This is a genomic window from Frankia sp. Cppng1_Ct_nod (assembly GCF_920656135.1).
Lineage (GTDB): Bacteria > Actinomycetota > Actinomycetes > Frankiales > Frankiaceae > Protofrankia > Protofrankia meridionalis.
In genome coordinates, this window is the sequence record NZ_CAKKTK010000010.1 from 56,311 (window position 1) to 74,078 (window position 17,768).

Genomic DNA, 17,768 nt, shown 5'->3' on the forward strand with positions numbered 1-17,768 from the left:
GCGGTCAGGCCCAGTCCCGCTCGGTGCCCGCCAGGACGGCACGCGCCCTCGGCGAGTCCTCGGGGAACACCATCACGTGCCACCCCGAGATGTGGTGGCGGCGGATGTGCCCGTCGGTGTCCACCTGGACGGGACCGGGCGACGTGGCCCCTGACGTCGATCGGATCCCGTGCTGACGGAGAACCTGGCGCAGCCGGTCCGCTTCGGACGGTGTGCGTAGTGTTGCCACGGGCACCAGCATGCCGAAGTCGGCCTGGTAGGGGGAGACGCCCGGATAACCACGCGTTCGGGTTGGAGAGAACACCCATCGGCACACCGCCACAAGCACGGCCGTGGCGGCGACGGCGATGGCCGGGCCGATCGTGTAGTGCAGGCTGTTCAGTGGCATGGTCACCTCCCGGCTGTCCGGGCCGGCGGGCCGGACGGTCTTCATCGTCTCAGCGCCGCGGCTTCCGCGCAGGCGTTCAAACGTGGATCGCGTCGCAGTTGCCCAGGCGCGTCCTGACGGTGCGGTACCGGCTGTCCGCGACGCGGACCGATCCGAGAGCAGGGGCCAGCTGCGCCGCCGCGTGTGCGCGGCCACTCTGCGACTATGGACACTGACGCTGTAAGTGACGCGTGGTACGCCGGGTGGCCGGCGCGGCACCGACCGGCAGGAAGGTTATGTGAATCGGCGACCGGGGTGCGCTCCGGTCGCGGCCGACAACGCCTGATCGCCGGACATGCCGTCGGCGTCCGACCGATCGGGGCGTGGATCGGGGGGACAGGAGGTCGAATGACCGAGAATGTGATGTTCCGCAACGAAGGCCGCAGGGAGATCCAGACCATGCGGCTGGGCGGCAGGGTCGACGTGCGGACGGTCGGTGATCTGCGACTGCGGCTGCATACCGCGATCGACGGAGGCGTCGGGCAACTACGGGTGAACGTGTCGGGCCTGGAGCTTGTCGACCATGCGGGGCTCGGTGTCCTGTTGGGCGGGGCACTGCGGGCGCGGCGTGCCGGGCGGTCCATGGTCCTGGTGGAGGTTCCCGCGGCCCTGGGGAAGCTGCTGGCTGCCAACCGTCTCGGGCGCATCCTGCGGGTCGAGGATGCGGACCTGCTGCACATGGGTCACGCCTGACTGGGATGCGGTGCCCGACCGGGTCCGCCTCGGCCTGGGGCGGGCCCCGGTCGCCATGCCCCCGGGCGACACAGGACCCCCCTGGCGCCATGACGTTGACGTCCGGCATGGAATGATGGGTCCGGACGGGGAGGGACATGCTCGACGTCGATGCGGAGCGGCTGAGTCCAGCGGGCGGTCGGGCGTACCGAGGCCGGGCGTACCGAAGAAGTGGCGGCCAACCGGTGGACCAGCGGCGCCCACTTGTCATTGCGGTGGCTTTCGCCGGGGCGATCGTCCTGGGAGTGATTATCGGTCTGGTGACCGCACCGGGTGGCAGGACCACGCCACAGGTCGTGCCGACCACCGCCGCGCCTCCCGCCGAGGTGCAACCAGCCATGGACCCGGCCTCCTGGGAGGGCAGCCGGCAGCCCGGGACGCCGCATCAGATGATGGTTCGGGAGCAGGACCGGCTCGCTTTCAGCGCGAGCCTCGCGGCCGCCCTGCGAAAAACCGCCGGTGCCGAGCGGTTGACCGCCGCGGATGTGGTCATCCCGCAGGGGAAGCTCTTCTACGGTGCTGTCGAAGGCCGGGACAGCGCCTCCGACGAGTACTGGGCTGTCGGTCTCGCGCAGGTCACGGGCGTGCCGGCGGCCAACCCGCATGTGTGGAAGCGGACGAGGGACAGCCCCTGGAAGCCGGTCGTGGACGGGCCGGGTGCCTGTGACAGTCTGCCGCCCGCACTGTTCACCGCCTGGAAGGGACGTCCGGCTCTCTGCTCGGGCGCGTGACCTTACCCCCCGGTACGCTCCTGCCATCCGACAACCCTTCGGGAGGGTGTGGCGATGGCGGACGCGGCGCGGCAGGACCGGTCGGAGCAGGTTCGTCCGCAGCGGGACCGACCCTGGATCATCCGTACCTACGCGGGTCATTCCAGTCCGGTGGAGACCAACGCGCTCTATCGCCGTAACCTCGCCAAGGGGCAGACGGGCCTGTCGGTCGCGTTCGACCTGCCGACCCAGACCGGTTATGACCCCGACCACGAACTCGCCCGTGGCGAGGTCGGCAAGGTAGGCGTGCCGATCGCGCATGTCGGTGATATGCGGGCGCTTTTCCGTGACATTCCGCTCGGCCGGATGAACACCTCGATGACGATCAACGCGACGGCGATGTGGCTGCTCGCGCTCTACCAGGTTGTCGCCGAGGAACAGGGGGCCGACCCGTCGAGGCTCGTCGGTACGACCCAGAACGACATCATCAAGGAGTACCTCTCCCGCGGGACGTACGTGTTCCCGCCGGCCCCGTCCCTGCGGCTGATCACGGATATGGTCGCCTACACGGTGACCGAGATCCCGAAGTGGAATCCGATCAACATCTGCAGTTACCACCTGCAGGAGGCCGGTGCCACCCCCATCCAGGAGATCGCCTACTCGATGTGCACGGCGATCGCCGTGCTCGACGCGGTGGTCGCCTCGGGGCAGGTGCCACCGGAGCGCACCGGCGAGGTGTGCGCCCGCATGTCGTTCTTCGTCAACGCGGGCGTCCGCTTCGTCGAGGAGATGTGCAAGATGCGGGCGTTCGTTCGGCTGTGGGACACCCTGCTGCGCACCCGGTACGGGGTCGAGGACCCTCGACACCGGCGCTTCCGCTACGGCGTCCAGGTCAATTCCCTCGGGCTGACCGAGGCGCAGCCGGAGAACAACGTCATCCGGATCGTGCTGGAGGCGCTCGGCGTGACGCTGTCGAAGGACGCCCGTTGCCGGGCGCTTCAGCTGCCCGCGTGGAACGAGGCCCTCGGCCTGCCGAGGCCATGGGACCAGCAGTGGTCCCTGCGCATCCAGCAGATCCTCGCCCTTGAGACCGACCTGCTGGAATACGAGGACCTCTTCGAGGGATCCCTCGTCGTCGAACGGCGGGTGGGCGAGCTGGTCGACGCAGCCCAGGCCGAGATGGACCGGGTGCAGGCCATGGGCGGCGCGGTCGCCGCGGTCGAGAGCGGTTACATGAAGTCCGAGCTCGTCGCCTCGCAGGCAGCCCGGCGGATACGCATCGAGTCCGGCGAGGACGTCGTGGTCGGTGTGAACACGTTCACCTCCACCGAACCGAACCCGCTGCTCGCCGACCTGACCACGGCGATCCAGACGGTGGATCCGGCGGTCGAGGATGCCGCCCGCGTCGATATCGCGGCCTGGCGGGCGGGGCGTGACCCACGTGCCGCGGACGAGGCTCTGCGGGGGCTGCGCGACGCGGCCAAGACCGACACGAACCTGATGGCCGCGACGCTGGCCTGCGTCCGAGCGGGCGTCACCACCGGGGAGTGGGCCGGCACGCTGCGAGACACCTTCGGTGAGTACCGGGCGCCGACCGGTGTGTCCGGCGCCCCCGTCCATGCGGGCGGCCAGCAGCTCGCCGACGTCCGGGAGCAGGTTGCCGCGACCGGGCGGGAGCTCGGGCGCCGACTGAAGTTCCTTGTCGGCAAGCCGGGCCTGGACGGGCATTCCAACGGCGCGGAGCAGATCGCCGTGCGGGCCCGTGACGCCGGGTTCGAAGTGGTGTACCAGGGCATCCGGTTGACCCCGGCGCAGATCGTCGCCGCGGCGGTCGAGGAGGACGTCCACGTCGTGGGCTTGTCGATATTGTCCGGTTCGCACATGGAACTGGTGCCCCAGGTTCTCGACGGGCTGCGCGCGGCCGGCGTCGGCGATGTGCCGGTCGTGGTCGGTGGCATCATCCCGGCGGCGGACGCCGAGTGGTTGGAGGCACTGGGCGTTGCCGCGGTCTACACGCCGAAGGACTTCGGTATCACCGAGATCATGCGGGGGGTCGTGGACGTGATTCGCACCGCGAACGGCCTGACTCCTCTCGGCTGAGCGTCATCCCGATCGCCGCGAACGCCCGTCGTGTGCTGCAGCCAGGAGTGGGTACCGTCACCAGACATGGGCGTGGACAGAGGTCCCGGCGAACCGTCATCCGAACCGTCACTGGAGGACGCGGTGGAGCTGGCGACCCGCGCCCATGCCGGCCAGCTCGACAAGGTCGGCGAGCAGTACATCGGTCACCCGCTGCGGGTGATGCGCGCAGTTGCCGACAGTGTGGCCGAGACCGGGGTGGACAGGGTCCAGGCCCAGTTGGTCGCGGTCCTCCATGACGTCGTCGAGGACACGGACCTCGCCTTGGAGGACCTGGCGTCCCTCGGCTACCCGCCCGAGGTCGTCGCCGCTGTCGACGCGCTGAGCCACCGTCCTGCCGAGTCGGTGGAGGACTACCTTGCCCGCGTTGCAGCCAACGACCTGGCTATCGTCGTGAAGCGGGCTGACATGGCCGACAACAGTGACCCGGCGAGGCTGGCCAGGTTGCCCGAGGATCTCGCGAACCACTACGTGTTGCGTTACGCGGGCCGCAGCCGCCTACTCGACGATCTTGTTGACGAGCGCGAGCGGAACGCTCGCGCCGCATCCGACATGTGTCCACGACATGTGTCCACGACATGTGTCCACGACATGTGACCACGACGTGGACACGGACCGGCCGGCTGACTGCGACCATCGTGGCCGCTCGCGGTAACGTGCCTAACCGTGCGTCTTGTCATAGCCAGGTGCAGCGTCGACTACGTGGGGCGGCTGACCGCGCATCTGCCCAGTGCGGTCCGCCTGCTGCTGGTGAAGGCGGACGGGTCGGTGTCCATCCATGCGGACGGGCGGGCCTACAAGCCGCTGAACTGGATGAGCCCGCCGTGCGTCATCGCGGAGGCGGACGGTGTGTGGCGGGTGACGAACCGCGCGGACGAACAGCTCGTCATCACCCTCGAAGAAATCATGCACGACTCGTCGCACGAGCTCGGCGTGGACCCGGGTCTGCGTAAGGACGGCGTCGAGGCGCATCTGCAGGTGCTGCTCGCGCAACGCCCGGATGCGATCCGCGAGGGTCTCACCCTGGTGCGCCGCGAGTACGAGACGGGCATCGGCCCGGTCGACCTGCTCTGTCGTGACACCGACGGCGCGAGCATCGCGGTCGAGGTGAAGCGTAAAGGCGAGATCGACGGCGTCGAGCAGCTGACCCGCTATCTCGTCCGATTGGAGGCCGACCCGTTCCTGCCGCACCCGGTGCGGGGGATCCTGGTCGCCCAGTCGATCACCCCGCAGGCCCGGCTGCTCGCCGCGGACCGCGGTCTTGGCTGTGTCACGGTCGACTACGATGCCCTACGCGGTTTGGCGCCCGCGAATCCGACCCTCTTCTGACCCCTCCCGCGGGCGCATGACGCTGCCCGCGGGCCGATGTGTCTTTTTCACGTCGCCGGTCTTTCTACCGCGCGTTTTCCGCGCAGGTCGTCCCGTATCCGTTCGATGTGGTCCGAAGTGAGATGGGGCGAGATAAGGAGCTTCGTCCCGGTTCGGCCGGTGGCTCGGAGATTCACGCCGCATGATCGGGCCGGTGACGATGGCGATGAGCCGCCCCGGTTGCGGTGGGGGAACGGTGTTCGGTCTGCGTCGGACAGCACGGGCGGTGGGGTGTCCTAAAATGAGGTGGCTTTTTGGGCGTGGCGTAGACGTGGGATCGGACCGATGCAGGCAGGCGGTGCGGCCTACACTGCATCTTGTGGACGCCGCGCGTGACTACGAGGACATGCACCACCTGGTAGACCAGCTCAACCTTGCCCAGGTGCGGAGGCTTCGTCTGCTCGTGACGCAGGACGAGGAGCTGTCCCAGGTCGTCGAGCCACTCTCAAACACTCCGCAACTCGACGAGGAGCCGGTTCCCGAAGGTCTGTTCGCGCTGATCGGTTGTTTCGATTCCGGGCGTGGTGATGTCGCTGAACGGCACGACGACTACATTCGTGAACGCCTGCGCCGCCGTTACCCCCGATCCGCTTGACCACCACCGTCCTGGATACCGGCCCCTTGGTCGCCGCGCTGGATCGAGGGGACAAACGGCATGTCGAATGTGCCTCGTTTTTGGCCTCTCTCACTGGTCGTCGCCTGCTACCCAGCCCGGTTCTCACCGAAATCTGCTGGCTTCTGGAGGACTGGCCAGAGGTTGAAGCGTCGTTCCTTGACGAGGCGGCACGCGGAACCTTCGAACTTGTCCCGCTTGTTGATGTCGATCCGGTGCGTATGGCGGATCTGGTCCGTAGGTATGCGGATTTTCCGCTCGGCGCGGTGGATGCGTCGGTCATCGCGGTGGCCGAACGCTTTGGAACGGAACGGGTGGCCACCATCGATCATCGTCACTTCACCGTGGTCAAACCTCGCCATGTTCCGGCGTTGACGCTGCTACCGTGATTCAGTAGGGCCTGCAATGGCATGCGCGACGGCCGTCCGTGCCGGTCTCGTGCTCATACCGGGGCCGCGGGACCCTGTGCGGATCCGAGTCGGGGTGGCGGTGACCGCAGCGAGGCCATGACAGCCCCGTCGGCATGCGACAGCGCGCCGGCGACCGCGGCGAGCTCCCCGGATCCGACGCCAGGTATGCCGCAGAGCGGTCCGGGGAGGTCGGGGTGGGTGAAATTTCCCGGCACAGAAGGTGACTTTCTCTTTGTCAACAGGCGTCGCTTCGGTTGATGATCGCGCGCTTGTGCGTCGAAGATCTGGGAGTATTCGCGCACCGGCGGCGGGCATAAAGACCAGTGACGAGAGGGGCGGTCACTATGGCGCAGAACTTCACGAAGGTTGGCGTGGTGGGACTCGGCACCATGGGCGCGGGGATCGCCGAGGTCCTGGCACGCGCCGGCATCGAGGTGGTGGGCGTCGAACTCGACGACGAGACCCTGGAACGGGGACTCGGCCACATCCGGCACTCCACGGACCGGGCGGTCGGCGGCGGCAAGCTGACCGAGGCGGACCGGGACGCCCTGCTCGGCCGGATCCACGCCGGCACCGACCTCGCGGCCGTCGCGGACTGCCCACTGGTCATCGAGGCCGTGCCCGAACGGATCGAGGACAAGCAGGCCCTGCTCGCCGAGCTGGACACGCTGTGCCCGTCCGGGACCATCCTGGCCACCAACACCAGCTCACTGTCGATCACCGAGCTTGCCACCGGCACCTCCCGCCCGTCCCGGGTCGTCGGCACCCACTGGTTCAACCCGGCGCCGGTCATGGGACTCGTCGAGATCATCCGTACGGTGGTCACCGACCCGGTCGTGCTGGCGGACGTCGAAGCGCTCGTCACGAAGGTCGGCAAGACCGCGGTGGTCGCGGGGGACCGGGCCGGCTTCATCGCCAACGCCCTGCTGTTCGGGTACCTCAACAACGCGGTGCGGATGCTGGAGGCGCACTACGCCACCCGCGAGGACATCGACGCGGCCATGCGTTTCGGCTGCGCGCACCCGATGGGTCCGCTGGCGCTGCTCGACCTGATCGGCCTCGACTCCGCCTACGAGATCCTCGACTCGATCTACCACACCTCCCGCGACCACCTGCACGCCCCGGCGCCGCTGCTCAAGCAGCTCGTCACCGCCGGGATGCTCGGCCGCAAGACCGGGCGTGGCTTCTACACCTACGCGGCCCCCGACTCGCCCGAGATCGTCGATGCCGTCACCTCGGTCGGACGCTCGGGTGAGCAGACCCGGGCGGTCCAGACCATCGGTGTCGTCGGCACCGGCACCATGGCCGGCGGGATCATCGAGGTCTGCGCCCGCAACGGCTACAATGTGATCTTCCGTGGGCGGGGCGAGGAGAAGATCGCCGCTGTCCGCAAGCGGCTCGAACGGTCGCTGGACAAGGGCGTCGAGAAGGGCAGGATCTCATCGGACGACCGGGCCGCGACCCTGTCGCGGGTGCAGGCAAGCACCGAGCTGGCCGCGCTCGCAGACTGCGACCTCGTCATCGAAGCGGTCGTCGAGGACCTCGCGGTCAAGCGGGCGCTGTTCGCGGAGCTCGACGCGGTCGTCCGTCCCGGGGCGATCCTCGCGACGACCACGTCGTCCCTGCCGGTCATCGAATGCGCGACCGCGACCTCCCGCCCGGGGGACGTGGTGGGGATGCACTGGTTCAATCCGGCACAGGTCATGCGGCTGGTAGAGATCGTCCCGACCGTCCTGACCGCGGACGACGTCACCGCCACGGTCTTCGAGGTGTCACGCCGGACGGGCAAGCATCCGGTGTTCTGCGCCGACCGGGCCGGCTTCATCGTCAACGCCCTGCTGTTCCCCTACCTCAACGACGCCGTGAGGATGCTGGAGGCCCATTACGCGGACGTCGAGGACATCGACACCGCGATGAAGGTCGGCTGCGGCCACCCGATGGGGCCGTTCGAGCTGGCCGACGTGGTCGGTCTGGACGTGACACTCGCCATTCAGCGGACGCTGTACCTGGAGTTCCGGGAGCCCGGTTACGCGCCGGCGCCGCTGCTGGAACACCTCGTCAAAGCCGGGTATCTCGGCCGCAAGACCCGGCGTGGCTTCCGGGTCTACTGATTGTCGGATCATCACCGGTACGGACCGGGAGTCCGTTTCGTCGCCTACGATGGCGCCGGACGGCGTGATTCATCCGAACACGCCGTGTCTCCCATCGTCCTATCGGAGGATGCCACGATGGTCTCGCTGGGCAGGGATTCCGCACGGGAGGTCGGCCGCGAGATCGTGACATTCGTGCCTGATCTCGTGGTGATGCTGCGGCGGGTCCTCACCGACCCGCGGGTGTCGCAGTCGGCCAAGGTGGAGGCGGCCGCGGCCCTCGCCTATCTGGTGTCGCCGCGCAATCGCCTGACGAATCTGATTCCGGTGGTGGGTCAGCTCGACGATGTCGCGATCGTGGCTTTTGCGTTCCGCCGCCTACAGGTGGGCGCGGGCGAGGCCGTGCTTCGGGAGCACTGGCGCGGCAGCGACCGGTCCTTCCAGATCATGTTGGGTACCTCGTCCGCTCTGGCGACGCCACGCGGGATGATCCGCAAGGTGAAACTGGTGAAGACGCTCGCGGACTCGGCAGTGGACCGGTTGGGGGGGTACCGCCACCAGCCGCGCGGGGGTGACGGCTCCGACCGCATTGTCGTTATCGAAGGTGAAGTCATCGATCGGACGCCCGAGGCCGACCGGTCGCGGTCCCGCAGCCCGGAGGGTCCGCTGGCATCACGCCCACGATGACCCGCAGGCGGCCCCGCCGTGCGCGGGCGGAGGTATCAAGGTTGCCTGCCGTCGTCGGATCCGAAACAACCGAACGGCGGTCGGACGGGGATTGGATCGTACGTCGGATCAGCGGCGCGGCCGCGCGCAAGCAGTACCGCTGCCCAGGCTGCGAACAGGAGATACGGCCGGCGACCCCGCATGTGGTGTGCTGGCCGGACGATCGGATCGCCGACCGCAGGCACTGGCACACGGTCTGCTGGACCCGCCGCGACCGCCGGATCCAACCGGGCCGGTGATGAACAAGGACGAGTCCACGGTCAGGAACGGACAGCGGTCAGGAACGGACAGCGGTCAGGAACGGACAGTGGCCGGCTGCTCGTTACCGGGCAGCACCGGCGTCGGGTCGGATCCGAGGTCCAGCGGGGCCATGGCCGCGGCAAGCCGGTCGCGCAGCTGGCCGAGCTGAGCGGTCACCTGGTCGCGTTGCCGGCCGAGATCGGCCAACCGGCGCTGTGACTCGTCCTCGGCTACCTCGGCGGTGGTATGGGCATCCGAGACGATGTGTTCCGCCTCCGCCTGTGCTGCCGAAATGATCTCCTTGGCCTTTTTCTCGGCATCCCGAACCGTCCGTTCGCGGGTGCGCGCCGCATCGGCATGCACCTGCCGAGCCTCCTCCAGCGCGACCTCGGCCTCCCGCGTCCGCTCGGCGCGCACCACAGCCGCTTCCTCTTCGGCGAGCTGGAGGATCTGCGTGATCCGGCCGCCGAACTCCTCCCACGCCGGGCGGTTGGCTGCGAGATCGTCCCGCACCGAGGCGGCCTCGGTGGCGGCCTCGGATGCCGCGGCCTCAGCGGCCGCCCGGTGCGACTCGGCCTCTCGCAGCTGCTCCACGAGCCAGTTGACATGTGCCTTGACCTGGTGTGGGTCGTAGCCGCGACGGACCAGATCGAAGTCCGGAGCGGCGTCAGTGCCGTCGGACATCGGGATGAGATCGGTTTGCTCGGTCATGGGACATCAGCGTGCCAGACCACCATCATGTGGACCTCCTCGGGACCGCGGGCGAACCCATCGACACCGAGTCTCCCGGACAGTGCGTCCGATCGGTGCGTTTTCGTCCAGGAAACACGCCCTAGATGCCACGGAACCGGTTGATCCCGGTGAGATGGCGCTCGCGCATCGCGGGGTTGCGGACGCCGAGACCCTCTTGCGGCGCGAGGCAGAGCACGCCCACCTTGCCCTGGTGGAGGTTACGGTGGACGTCGTAGGCGGCCTGGCCGGTCTCGGCCAGCGGGTATACCCGGGAGACCGTCGGGTGGACGAGCCCCTTGGCGACCAGCCGGTTGGCCTCCCAGGCCTCGCGGTAGTTCGCGAAGTGCGACCCCACCACCTTCTTCAGGTTCATCCACAGGTAGCGGTTGTCGTAGGAGTGCATGAACCCGCTGGTGGAGGCACAGGTCACGATCGTCCCACCTCGCCGGGTGACGTAGACGGAGGCGCCGAAGGTCTCCCGTCCGGGGTGCTCGAAGACGATGTCGGGATCTTCGCCGCCGGTGAGTTGCCGGATCTTCTTGCCGAGACGCTGCCACTCCTTGGGATCCTGGGTGTGCTCGTCCTTCCAGAACCGGTAGTCCTCGGCAGCCCGGTCGATGATCAGGTCGGCGCCCATCCGGTGGACGATCTCGGCCTTCTGGGGGGACGACACGACGCAGACCGGGATCGCGCCGCCGTTTAGGGCCATCTGCGTGGCGTAGGAGCCGAGGCCGCCGCTGGCGCCCCAGATGAGCACCACGTCACCCTGCTTCATGTTCGCGCCGTTGTGCGAGACCAGCTGGCGGTAGGCGGTGGAGTTCACCAGGCCCGGGGCGGCGGCCTCCTCCCAACTCAGATGCGCGGGTTTCGGCATCAGCTGGTTCGCCTTGACCAGGGCCAGCTCGGCGAGGCCACCGAAGTTCGTCTCGAAGCCCCAGATGCGCTGCTCGGGGTCGAGCATGGTGTCGTCGTGGCCCTCGGGACGCTCCAGCTCGACCGACAGGCAGTGGGCGACCACCTCGTCGCCGGGCGACCATACGTGTACTGCTGGGCCGGTGCGCAGCACAACGCCGGCGAGGTCGGAGCCGACCACGTGATACGGCAGGTCGTGGCGTTTGCCGAGCGGGGAGAGCCGGCCATAGCGCTCCAGGAAGCCGAAGGTCGGCACCGGTTCGAAGATCGACGTCCAGACGGTGTTGTAGTTGATCGACGAGGCCATCACCGCGACCAGTGCCTCGCCCGGGCCAAGCTCCGGTGTGGCGACGTCGTCCAGGTGCAGGGAGCGCCGGGGGTCCTTGTCCCGTGACGCGAGCCCGGCGAAGATGTCGACGTCCTCCTTGCGGACGACGGCACCACGGTACGTCTCGGGTATCGGAAGGGCCGCGAACTCCTCTTGCGGGGTGTCACCGGCGAGAATCGCGTCGACGATTTCCTTCACGATCGACCTCCCGTGCGTCAGCTGTGGGCGTCGGGCAGATGCTACCGACGGGTATGCCTATGAGTCGCGGGGTTGGGGGTGTGCGTCCGCCCTGAAAGCGATACAACCTGAGAGCAACCATTGGGGGTAGGAGCGCGTCTGATCTGGTGTGACCGCGCCCATGACAGTAGTGGAGGGGTGGCGGCCCGTGCCTGCGCGGAGCGAGGCCGCCCGCAGCGAGGTCGCGCGGGACGCCGATGCTGCCCTCACCGCGCTGTATTCGGAGCACTACCGGTCGCTTGTGCGCCTTGCCGCGCTCCTTCTCGACGATCTCGGTCTGTGCGAGGAGGTCGTCCAGGATGCTTATATCCGGGTGCACGCGGCCTGGGGACGTCTGCAGGACAGGGACAAGGCGCTCGCCTACCTGCGGCAGACGGTTGTGAACCTCGCTCGCTCGACGCTTCGACGACGGCTGGTGGCTCTCAAGCACGCGCCCAAGCCCATGCCGGACGCGGCAAGCGCCGAGGAGGGTGCCTACACGCTGGTCGAGCGTGCAGCGGTCGTGCAGGCCCTGCGGGAACTGCCGCGCCGGCAGCGTGAGGCGGTGGTTCTGCGCTACTACGCCGACCTGTCCGAGGCGGATGCGGCCGCGGTCATGCGGTGCAGTGTCGGGTCGGTCAAGGCATACACGTCGCGGGGGCTGGCCGCGCTGGGCACGAAGCTGGAGGGCCTGCGGTGAGCGGGCTCGAACCCGACGAGCTACGGCCCGACGGAATACGGCCGGACGAGCTGCGTCGCCTGCTGTTCGAGGCGGTCGAGCCGATTCGGTCATCCCCGGAGGCCTACAACCGGATCCGCGGCGGGGTCATCCGCAGACGGCGGATGCGTGTTCCGGCGATGACCTTCGGTGGGCTGGCGCTGGCCGGCCTGATCGGTTTTGCCTATGTGGCAATCGATCCGCGGCCCTCGTCCAACCTGGTCGAACCAGCCCGGCCGCCGCTCACCCAGTCGGTGACGGACACGACCGCGGTCCGTGCGTCCTCGCAGCCGGCGGGTCATGGCGGGTCCACGGGGAGTGGCGGGGTCCGGCCTTCGGCCACACCGGGCCGGTCGGAACCCGCGGTGACGGCGACGGATGCGAGTCCCGGGCCGGCATCGACAGCAACGGCCACCCGACCGAGTACCACTCCGAGTAACGTCAATTCTCCAACCCTCCCTCCTCCGGTGTCCTTTCCGGCGAAGCCGGGCGACATCGACGGCGACGGCGTGATCGACTCGCCGAGTCTGTCCGGTAGCACGATCGTGGTCGCGCTCAGCCGGCTCGGAACGGTCTCGGTGACGTTGCCGGCGGTGGTGTCACCGCTGACTGCCTCCGTTGTGGACATCGACGCCAACGGCTACGGTGAGCTGATCGTCCAGACCGACAGCAGTGGTGACACCAGGAACTTCGGCGTGATCAGGCTCGCCCCGAACGGACAGTTGCAGGTCGTGAGCGGCAGTCCGTTGCATGCCGGTCTCAACGGCACCCATGGTGATGGCTTCCGCTGTGAGTCCGGGACTTTCGCCGCCGTCGCGGGCGACAACACTGTCGACAGGATCTACTCTGTGACCTCCACCACGTGGCAGCTGACGAAGGTGGGGTTCACGAAGGTCGGCTCGCCGACGTCCTCCACGGTGGACCTGGCCTCGGCCCCGTCACCCTTCACCGCCGGCTGCGGGATCGCATAGCCGAGACCAGTACCGGTTCAGTGTTTGACAGCCTGCACCAGCTCGGTGAGCACGCCACCGGTGTCCTTCGGATGCATGAACGCGATCCGGGAGTTCATCGCCCCATGGCGCGGTTTCCGGTCGAGGACCCGAATTCCTGACGTTGCCATGGTCGCGATCGCCGCTTCGACGTCGTCCACGCCGTAGGCGATATGGTGCATACCCTCGCCATGGCGGGCCAGGTACTTCCCGACCGGCGAGTCTTGCCTGGTCGGTTCCAGCAGCTGAACGTGTGACCCACCCTGGGGTCCGTCATCGACGAGGAGCATGGCCTCGTGGACGCTCTGCTCCTCGTTGATCTCCTGGGCGACCACGGTGAGTCCGAACATCGTCTGGTACCAGACGATGGACTTCTCCAGGTCGCGTACGGCGATGCCGACGTGGTCGATTCTCGTGAACATCGTGGACCTGTGCCTTCTTCCTCTCGCGGTCGTGGCCGCGATGCTGCCACAGTCAGGCCCTGGACCGCGGGAATGTGCCTGGCCTCTCTGCTCGGCAGGGCATCCTGGACAAGATCACGTTATGGTTGCAGGACCTGTTGTCGTACTCCGAGGAGGCCAGCCATGCCTGGTTCCGTCATTGTGGCCGGGGCGCGGACACCGATCGGCAAATTGTCCGGCGTGCTGCAGAGCTTCTCTGCCGTGGAGCTCGGCGGATTCGCGATCAAGGCCGCGTTGGCACGGGCCGGTATCAGCGGCGAGCAGGTCGATTATGTGATCATGGGGCATGTGATCCAGGCGGGCCAGGGTCAGATGACCGCCCGGCAGGCCGCGGTGAAGGGCGGTATCCCGATGGATGTGCCCGCGATCACCGTCAACAAGGTCTGCCTTTCCGGCCTGGACGCGATCGCGTTGGCCGACACCTATATCGCCAGCGGTGAGTTCGACGTCGTCGTGGCCGGCGGTATGGAGTCGATGACGCAGGCTCCGCACCTGCTGGCGTCCCTGCGTGCCGGCGTCCGCTACGGCAGCGCCGAGTTGCTCGACGCCACCGCCCACGACGCCCTCTTCTGCGCGTTCGACCAGGTCGCCATGGGTTTGGGAACCGAACGGCACAACGCCGGGCTCGACATCGGCCGCGAGGAGCAGGACGAGTTCAGCGCTCGGTCTCACCAACGGGCCGCCGCGGCGATCAAGAACGGGCTGTTCGACGAGGAGATCGTCCCGGTCGAGGTGCCCCAGCGGCGTGGCGACCCTGTGCTCGTCGGCCAGGACGAGGGTGTGCGGGGTGAGACAACTTCCGAATCCCTCGCGAAACTGCGTCCCGCCTTCGCCAAGGACGGCACGATCACGGCCGGGTCGTCCTCGCAGATCTCCGACGGTGCCGCCGCCGTCGTCGTGACGAGCCGGGCGAAAGCGGTCGAACTCGGCCTGCCGATCCTCGCCGAGGTCGGCCACCACGGCTTTGTCGCCGGTCCGGACTCGTCGTTGCAGTCCCAGCCGTCAAACGCGATCCTGGCGGCGCTACGCAAGGAGGGCCTGACACCCGCGGACGTTGATCTCTTTGAGATCAACGAGGCGTTCGCGGTGGTCGGCATCCAGTCCATGCGTGGCCTCGGTATCGGTCCGGACGTTACCAACGTCAACGGAGGCGCGATCGCCCTCGGGCATCCGGTCGGTATGTCCGGCACGCGGATCGCACTCACTCTCGCCATGGAGCTGCGGCGCCGCGGCGGCGGTATCGGCGCGGCCGGACTCTGCGGCGGTGGCGGTCAGGGCGATGCCCTCGTGCTGCGCGTCCCGGCGTGAGCCCGGCTCCGGTTTCGGCGCCGGCTCCGCCGGCCCGGTTGCGTGCCGCGTCCGCCGCCGATCTGGTGGACGCGGCCGTCACCGGAAACCCGCGGGCGCTCGCGAGGCTGATCTCCCTGGTGGAGGATGCCTCCCCGCAGCTACGAGAGATCATGGCTCTGCTGGCACCGCGGATCGGCCGCGCACAGGTGATCGGCCTGACCGGTTCTCCCGGAGTGGGTAAGTCGACGTCCACGTCCGCCCTGGTCGGCGCGTTCCGAGCCCGCGGCCTGCGGGTCGGCGTGCTCGCCATCGACCCGTCGTCCCCGTTCACCGGTGGTGCGCTGCTCGGGGACCGGGTGCGGATGCAGGAACACACCACCGACCCGGGGGTCTACATCCGGTCGTTGGCCTCCCGCGGGCACCTTGGTGGCCTGTCGTGGGCGACCCCGCAGGCACTACGGGTGCTCGACGCCGCCGGATTCGATGTGGTGCTGGTCGAGACGGTGGGCGTGGGCCAGGCCGAGGTGGACATCGCCTCGCTGGCCGACTGCACGCTTGTGCTCCTGGCACCGGGTATGGGCGATGGCATCCAGGCTGCGAAGGCCGGCATCCTGGAGATCGCGGATGTGTTCGTGGTCAACAAGGCTGACCGCGACGGCGCGGAACACACCTACCGCGAGCTCAGACACATGATCCAGTTGAGCGGAACGCGGACCACCGAGGAGGAGTGGCGCCCACCGGTGGTGAAGGCTGTGGCGTCCCGGGGCGACGGCATCGACGAGATAGTGGACGCGATCGCCGAGCACCGTGCGTGGATGGTCGGGCACGGCGTCCTGGCGGCCCGCCGGCGCCGACGGGCCGCCGACGAGATCGAACAGATCGCGCTTGCCGCGCTGCGGGCGCGCATGGGTGAGCTGTTCGACGGATCTCTGCTCGACGGTCTGGCCGGCGAGGTCGTCGCGGGTACGACCGATCCGTACACGGCCGCTGACCGAATGATCGCCGGCCTGGCCGAAGGAGGCACGATCGTGGCTTCTTCCGCGTCTCACGACTGAGATGGCGCTACCGGGTCAGGGTGCGGCGAGGTGGCCTGCCGCGGCGACCACCGCGTCGACGTCCAGGGGTGCTCCGACAACGTCCACGGCGCCCGCCTGCCGCAGCCGCAGGAGGTCTCGTGGGTCGTCGTCCATGGTGAGGACGACGGCGGGCACCAGCCCCGCCTGAGCGTCCGCCGCAAGCGTTCGCAGCAGTTCTTCGGCCGTGGAGTCGGGTAGGTCCCGGTCCAGGAGCACCAGCGCCGGTCGGGATCGCCGCACCGCGTCCAGCGCAAGGGCGGCGCGTGGAACCGTGACCGTGTCCGCGCCGAGTGAGTCGCGCAGCACGTGGGTGACCATCGTCCGGGTGGCGGGATCGCCGCTGACATGTACCACCCGGGGGTGGCCGCCGCGGCCCGCCGGCGGTCCTGACTCCGGCGCTGTTCCTGACACCGGAGCCGTCCGCGGGACGGTGCGCGCCGGGCCGAACCCGTCGTCGTCGTCGTCGTAGTCGTCGTCGAAACGGACATCGACGGTGTCCAGGACGATCGCGAAGACACTGCCCACACCGTAGCGACTTGCCGCGGTGAGAACGCCGCCCATGGCTGTGACCAGGGCATGGGACAGCGCCAGGCCCAGGCCGCTGCCCTCGATACCGCTGCGCTCGGCTCCGAGCCGCTCGAACGGTCGGAACAGCCTGTCCATGGCCTCGGGGGGCAGTCCGTTGCCGTCGTCCTCGACCTCGATGCGTACCCGTGATCCCGTGATGGGCACGATCCCCACCCGGACGCTGCCGCCTTCACGCCCGTACTTCAGGGCGTTGCCGACAAGATTGAGTAGTACCTGCCAGAGCCGCCGCCGGTCGGCGTCGGCGACCAGCGGTTCGGCCGGGGAGATGACCCGCCGGATGCTGCGCTGTTCGGCAAGCGGTTCGACCAGCTCGACGACACCCTGGACGATCTCCAGGAGGTTGACCGGTCCCTTGTTGATGTCACCTCGACCGGCTCGAAGCCTGGCGAGATCGAGTACGTCGTCGATGAGCGCCTGCATGTGCCGGCCACCGGTGATGATGCGTTCGACGTCCTCGTGCAGTTCCGGTGGCAGTGGCTCGAGTTCCAGAAGCTGGGCGAAGCCGAGAACGGCGTTCAGGGGTGTGCGGAGCTCGTGACCGAGTCTCGCGATCAGCTCGTCCTTGGCGCGTGACTCACGCTCGGCAGCTTCGCGGGCGCGGATGTCCTCGGTGTCGTGCGCGACGATCACCAGGCCACCCGACGGGTCGACCCGTACCGAGATCAGGTACGGAGCCACGTTGCCGGCTGCGTCGACAAGATCGACCATGCCGCGCCACTGGCTGTTTCGGGCCAGGGCCCGCGGCACGTCGTCACGTAGCCGGATTCGTGATGACGCTTCGACCAGGTCGGACAGGTCTCGGAGCTGTACTGTCCCGGCCAGCCGTTCGCCGAGGAACGTCCTCGCGGCGACACTGGCGTCGAGTACACGGCCGTCCGCGCCGACGATCAGCACCGGGCTGGTCAGCGCGTCAAGGAGGGTCCGGGGAACCACCTATGCCTCGTCGTCCCGCATTTTCCACTCCACGGCGGGCAATGGTAGGGCGTGCCTTCAGGGAGCGTTG

General features: G+C 68.4%; 19 protein-coding genes. 14 read left to right on the forward strand and 5 right to left on the reverse strand.

The features are described 5' to 3' along the window. Positions 1-4 precede the first annotated feature (4 nt). Positions 5-433: a hypothetical protein gene (locus tag NBW77_RS05285; RefSeq protein WP_207387161.1), complete on the reverse strand. Its 429-nt coding sequence runs from the start codon at positions 431-433 to the stop codon at positions 5-7. 342 nt (positions 434-775) lie between these two features. On the opposite strand from NBW77_RS05285, the gene NBW77_RS05290 reads away from it, so the two are divergent. From NBW77_RS05290 to NBW77_RS22275, 10 genes are all read left to right on the forward strand, one after another. Further along, a complete protein-coding gene (locus tag NBW77_RS05290) occupies positions 776-1,120 on the forward strand; it encodes an STAS domain-containing protein (protein WP_131748327.1) in 345 nt (114 codons plus the stop codon). Between the two features lie 137 nt (positions 1,121-1,257). Then, on the forward strand, positions 1,258-1,890 hold the full coding sequence (locus tag NBW77_RS05295) for a hypothetical protein (protein WP_131748325.1): 633 nt from the start codon (positions 1,258-1,260) through the stop codon (positions 1,888-1,890). Positions 1,891-1,944: 54 nt separating this feature from the next. Then, complete coding sequence (locus NBW77_RS05300) at positions 1,945-3,969, forward strand: ethylmalonyl-CoA mutase (RefSeq protein ID WP_131748323.1); 2,025 nt, start codon at positions 1,945-1,947, stop codon at positions 3,967-3,969. A gap of 66 nt (positions 3,970-4,035) precedes the next feature. Next, the gene (locus tag NBW77_RS05305; protein WP_131748321.1) at positions 4,036-4,605 is read left to right on the forward strand and encodes an HD domain-containing protein; all 570 of its coding nucleotides are present in this window, start codon (positions 4,036-4,038) and stop codon (positions 4,603-4,605) included. Positions 4,606-4,674: 69 nt separating this feature from the next. Continuing rightward, positions 4,675-5,337: an endonuclease NucS gene (gene nucS, locus NBW77_RS05310; protein WP_131748319.1), complete on the forward strand. Its 663-nt coding sequence runs from the start codon at positions 4,675-4,677 to the stop codon at positions 5,335-5,337. 337 nt (positions 5,338-5,674) lie between these two features. Further along, positions 5,675-5,971, forward strand: coding sequence for a hypothetical protein (locus NBW77_RS05315; protein WP_207387160.1), 297 nt, complete (start codon positions 5,675-5,677; stop codon positions 5,969-5,971). Beyond that, the gene (locus NBW77_RS05320; RefSeq protein ID WP_131748317.1) at positions 5,968-6,378 is read left to right on the forward strand and encodes a type II toxin-antitoxin system VapC family toxin; all 411 of its coding nucleotides are present in this window, start codon (positions 5,968-5,970) and stop codon (positions 6,376-6,378) included. Before NBW77_RS05315 ends, NBW77_RS05320 begins: the two co-directional genes overlap by 4 nt. A 365-nt stretch (positions 6,379-6,743) precedes the next feature. Continuing rightward, entirely contained in the window at positions 6,744-8,510 is a 1,767-nt protein-coding gene (locus tag NBW77_RS05325; RefSeq protein WP_131748313.1) for a 3-hydroxyacyl-CoA dehydrogenase family protein, read from the forward strand. 117 nt (positions 8,511-8,627) lie between these two features. Then, entirely contained in the window at positions 8,628-9,176 is a 549-nt protein-coding gene (locus NBW77_RS05330) for a YkvA family protein (protein ID WP_131748311.1), read from the forward strand. Next, entirely contained in the window at positions 9,173-9,454 is a 282-nt protein-coding gene (locus NBW77_RS22275) for an Rv1322 family protein (protein WP_131748309.1), read from the forward strand. The genes NBW77_RS05330 and NBW77_RS22275 overlap by 4 nt, the downstream gene beginning before the upstream one ends. Positions 9,455-9,509: 55 nt before the next feature. On the opposite strand, the gene NBW77_RS05335 is transcribed toward NBW77_RS22275, so the two are convergent. Both NBW77_RS05335 and ccrA read right to left on the reverse strand, forming a co-directional pair. Further along, positions 9,510-10,166 carry a DivIVA domain-containing protein gene (locus NBW77_RS05335; protein WP_131748307.1) on the reverse strand — a complete coding sequence of 219 codons (657 nt, stop codon included), beginning with the start codon at positions 10,164-10,166 and terminating at the stop codon, positions 9,510-9,512. A gap of 121 nt (positions 10,167-10,287) precedes the next feature. Further along, positions 10,288-11,625, reverse strand: a complete 1,338-nt coding sequence (gene ccrA / locus NBW77_RS05340) for a crotonyl-CoA carboxylase/reductase (protein ID WP_131748305.1) — start codon at positions 11,623-11,625, stop codon at positions 10,288-10,290. 160 nt (positions 11,626-11,785) lie between these two features. Between ccrA and NBW77_RS05345 the strand changes: the two genes are divergently transcribed. Continuing rightward, positions 11,786-12,343: a SigE family RNA polymerase sigma factor gene (locus NBW77_RS05345; RefSeq protein ID WP_131748487.1), complete on the forward strand. Its 558-nt coding sequence runs from the start codon at positions 11,786-11,788 to the stop codon at positions 12,341-12,343. After that, the gene (locus NBW77_RS05350) at positions 12,340-13,332 is read left to right on the forward strand and encodes a VCBS repeat-containing protein (RefSeq protein ID WP_131748303.1); all 993 of its coding nucleotides are present in this window, start codon (positions 12,340-12,342) and stop codon (positions 13,330-13,332) included. Before NBW77_RS05345 ends, NBW77_RS05350 begins: the two co-directional genes overlap by 4 nt. A gap of 17 nt (positions 13,333-13,349) precedes the next feature. Here the strand turns inward: NBW77_RS05350 and mce are convergent, their stop codons facing one another. Then, positions 13,350-13,772 (reverse strand): methylmalonyl-CoA epimerase, encoded by a 423-nt coding sequence (mce, locus tag NBW77_RS05355; RefSeq protein WP_250279355.1) that lies wholly within the window; start codon positions 13,770-13,772, stop codon positions 13,350-13,352. A 162-nt stretch (positions 13,773-13,934) separates the two neighbouring features. On the opposite strand from mce, the gene NBW77_RS05360 reads away from it, so the two are divergent. Both NBW77_RS05360 and meaB read left to right on the forward strand, forming a co-directional pair. Further along, positions 13,935-15,119 (forward strand): acetyl-CoA C-acetyltransferase, encoded by a 1,185-nt coding sequence (locus NBW77_RS05360; RefSeq protein WP_131748301.1) that lies wholly within the window; start codon positions 13,935-13,937, stop codon positions 15,117-15,119. Beyond that, the gene (gene meaB, locus NBW77_RS05365) at positions 15,116-16,156 is read left to right on the forward strand and encodes a methylmalonyl Co-A mutase-associated GTPase MeaB (RefSeq protein ID WP_175324773.1); all 1,041 of its coding nucleotides are present in this window, start codon (positions 15,116-15,118) and stop codon (positions 16,154-16,156) included. Before NBW77_RS05360 ends, meaB begins: the two co-directional genes overlap by 4 nt. Before the next feature lie 15 nt (positions 16,157-16,171). Here the strand turns inward: meaB and NBW77_RS05370 are convergent, their stop codons facing one another. Beyond that, positions 16,172-17,698, reverse strand: coding sequence for a hybrid sensor histidine kinase/response regulator (locus NBW77_RS05370; protein WP_250279356.1), 1,527 nt, complete (start codon positions 17,696-17,698; stop codon positions 16,172-16,174). Between the last annotated feature and the right edge of the window lie 70 nt (positions 17,699-17,768).

Excerpts from the sequence above, each read along its gene's own strand:
- NBW77_RS05360 (WP_131748301.1), top strand. The coding sequence starts at position 13,935 with ATGCCTGGTTCCGTCATTGTGGCCGGGGCGCGGACACCGATCGGCAAA.
- NBW77_RS22275 (WP_131748309.1), top strand. The coding sequence starts at position 9,173 with ATGACCCGCAGGCGGCCCCGCCGTGCGCGGGCGGAGGTATCAAGGTTG.
- mce (WP_250279355.1), bottom strand. The coding sequence starts at position 13,772 with ATGTTCACGAGAATCGACCACGTCGGCATCGCCGTACGCGACCTGGAG.
- NBW77_RS05290 (WP_131748327.1), top strand. The coding sequence starts at position 776 with ATGACCGAGAATGTGATGTTCCGCAACGAAGGCCGCAGGGAGATCCAG.
- NBW77_RS05300 (WP_131748323.1), top strand. The coding sequence starts at position 1,945 with ATGGCGGACGCGGCGCGGCAGGACCGGTCGGAGCAGGTTCGTCCGCAG.
- NBW77_RS05335 (WP_131748307.1), bottom strand. The coding sequence starts at position 10,166 with ATGACCGAGCAAACCGATCTCATCCCGATGTCCGACGGCACTGACGCC.
- NBW77_RS05325 (WP_131748313.1), top strand. The coding sequence starts at position 6,744 with ATGGCGCAGAACTTCACGAAGGTTGGCGTGGTGGGACTCGGCACCATG.
- NBW77_RS05305 (WP_131748321.1), top strand. The coding sequence starts at position 4,036 with ATGGGCGTGGACAGAGGTCCCGGCGAACCGTCATCCGAACCGTCACTG.
- NBW77_RS05285 (WP_207387161.1), bottom strand. The coding sequence starts at position 433 with ATGAAGACCGTCCGGCCCGCCGGCCCGGACAGCCGGGAGGTGACCATG.
- NBW77_RS05295 (WP_131748325.1), top strand. The coding sequence starts at position 1,258 with ATGCTCGACGTCGATGCGGAGCGGCTGAGTCCAGCGGGCGGTCGGGCG.
- NBW77_RS05330 (WP_131748311.1), top strand. The coding sequence starts at position 8,628 with ATGGTCTCGCTGGGCAGGGATTCCGCACGGGAGGTCGGCCGCGAGATC.
- NBW77_RS05345 (WP_131748487.1), top strand. The coding sequence starts at position 11,786 with ATGACAGTAGTGGAGGGGTGGCGGCCCGTGCCTGCGCGGAGCGAGGCC.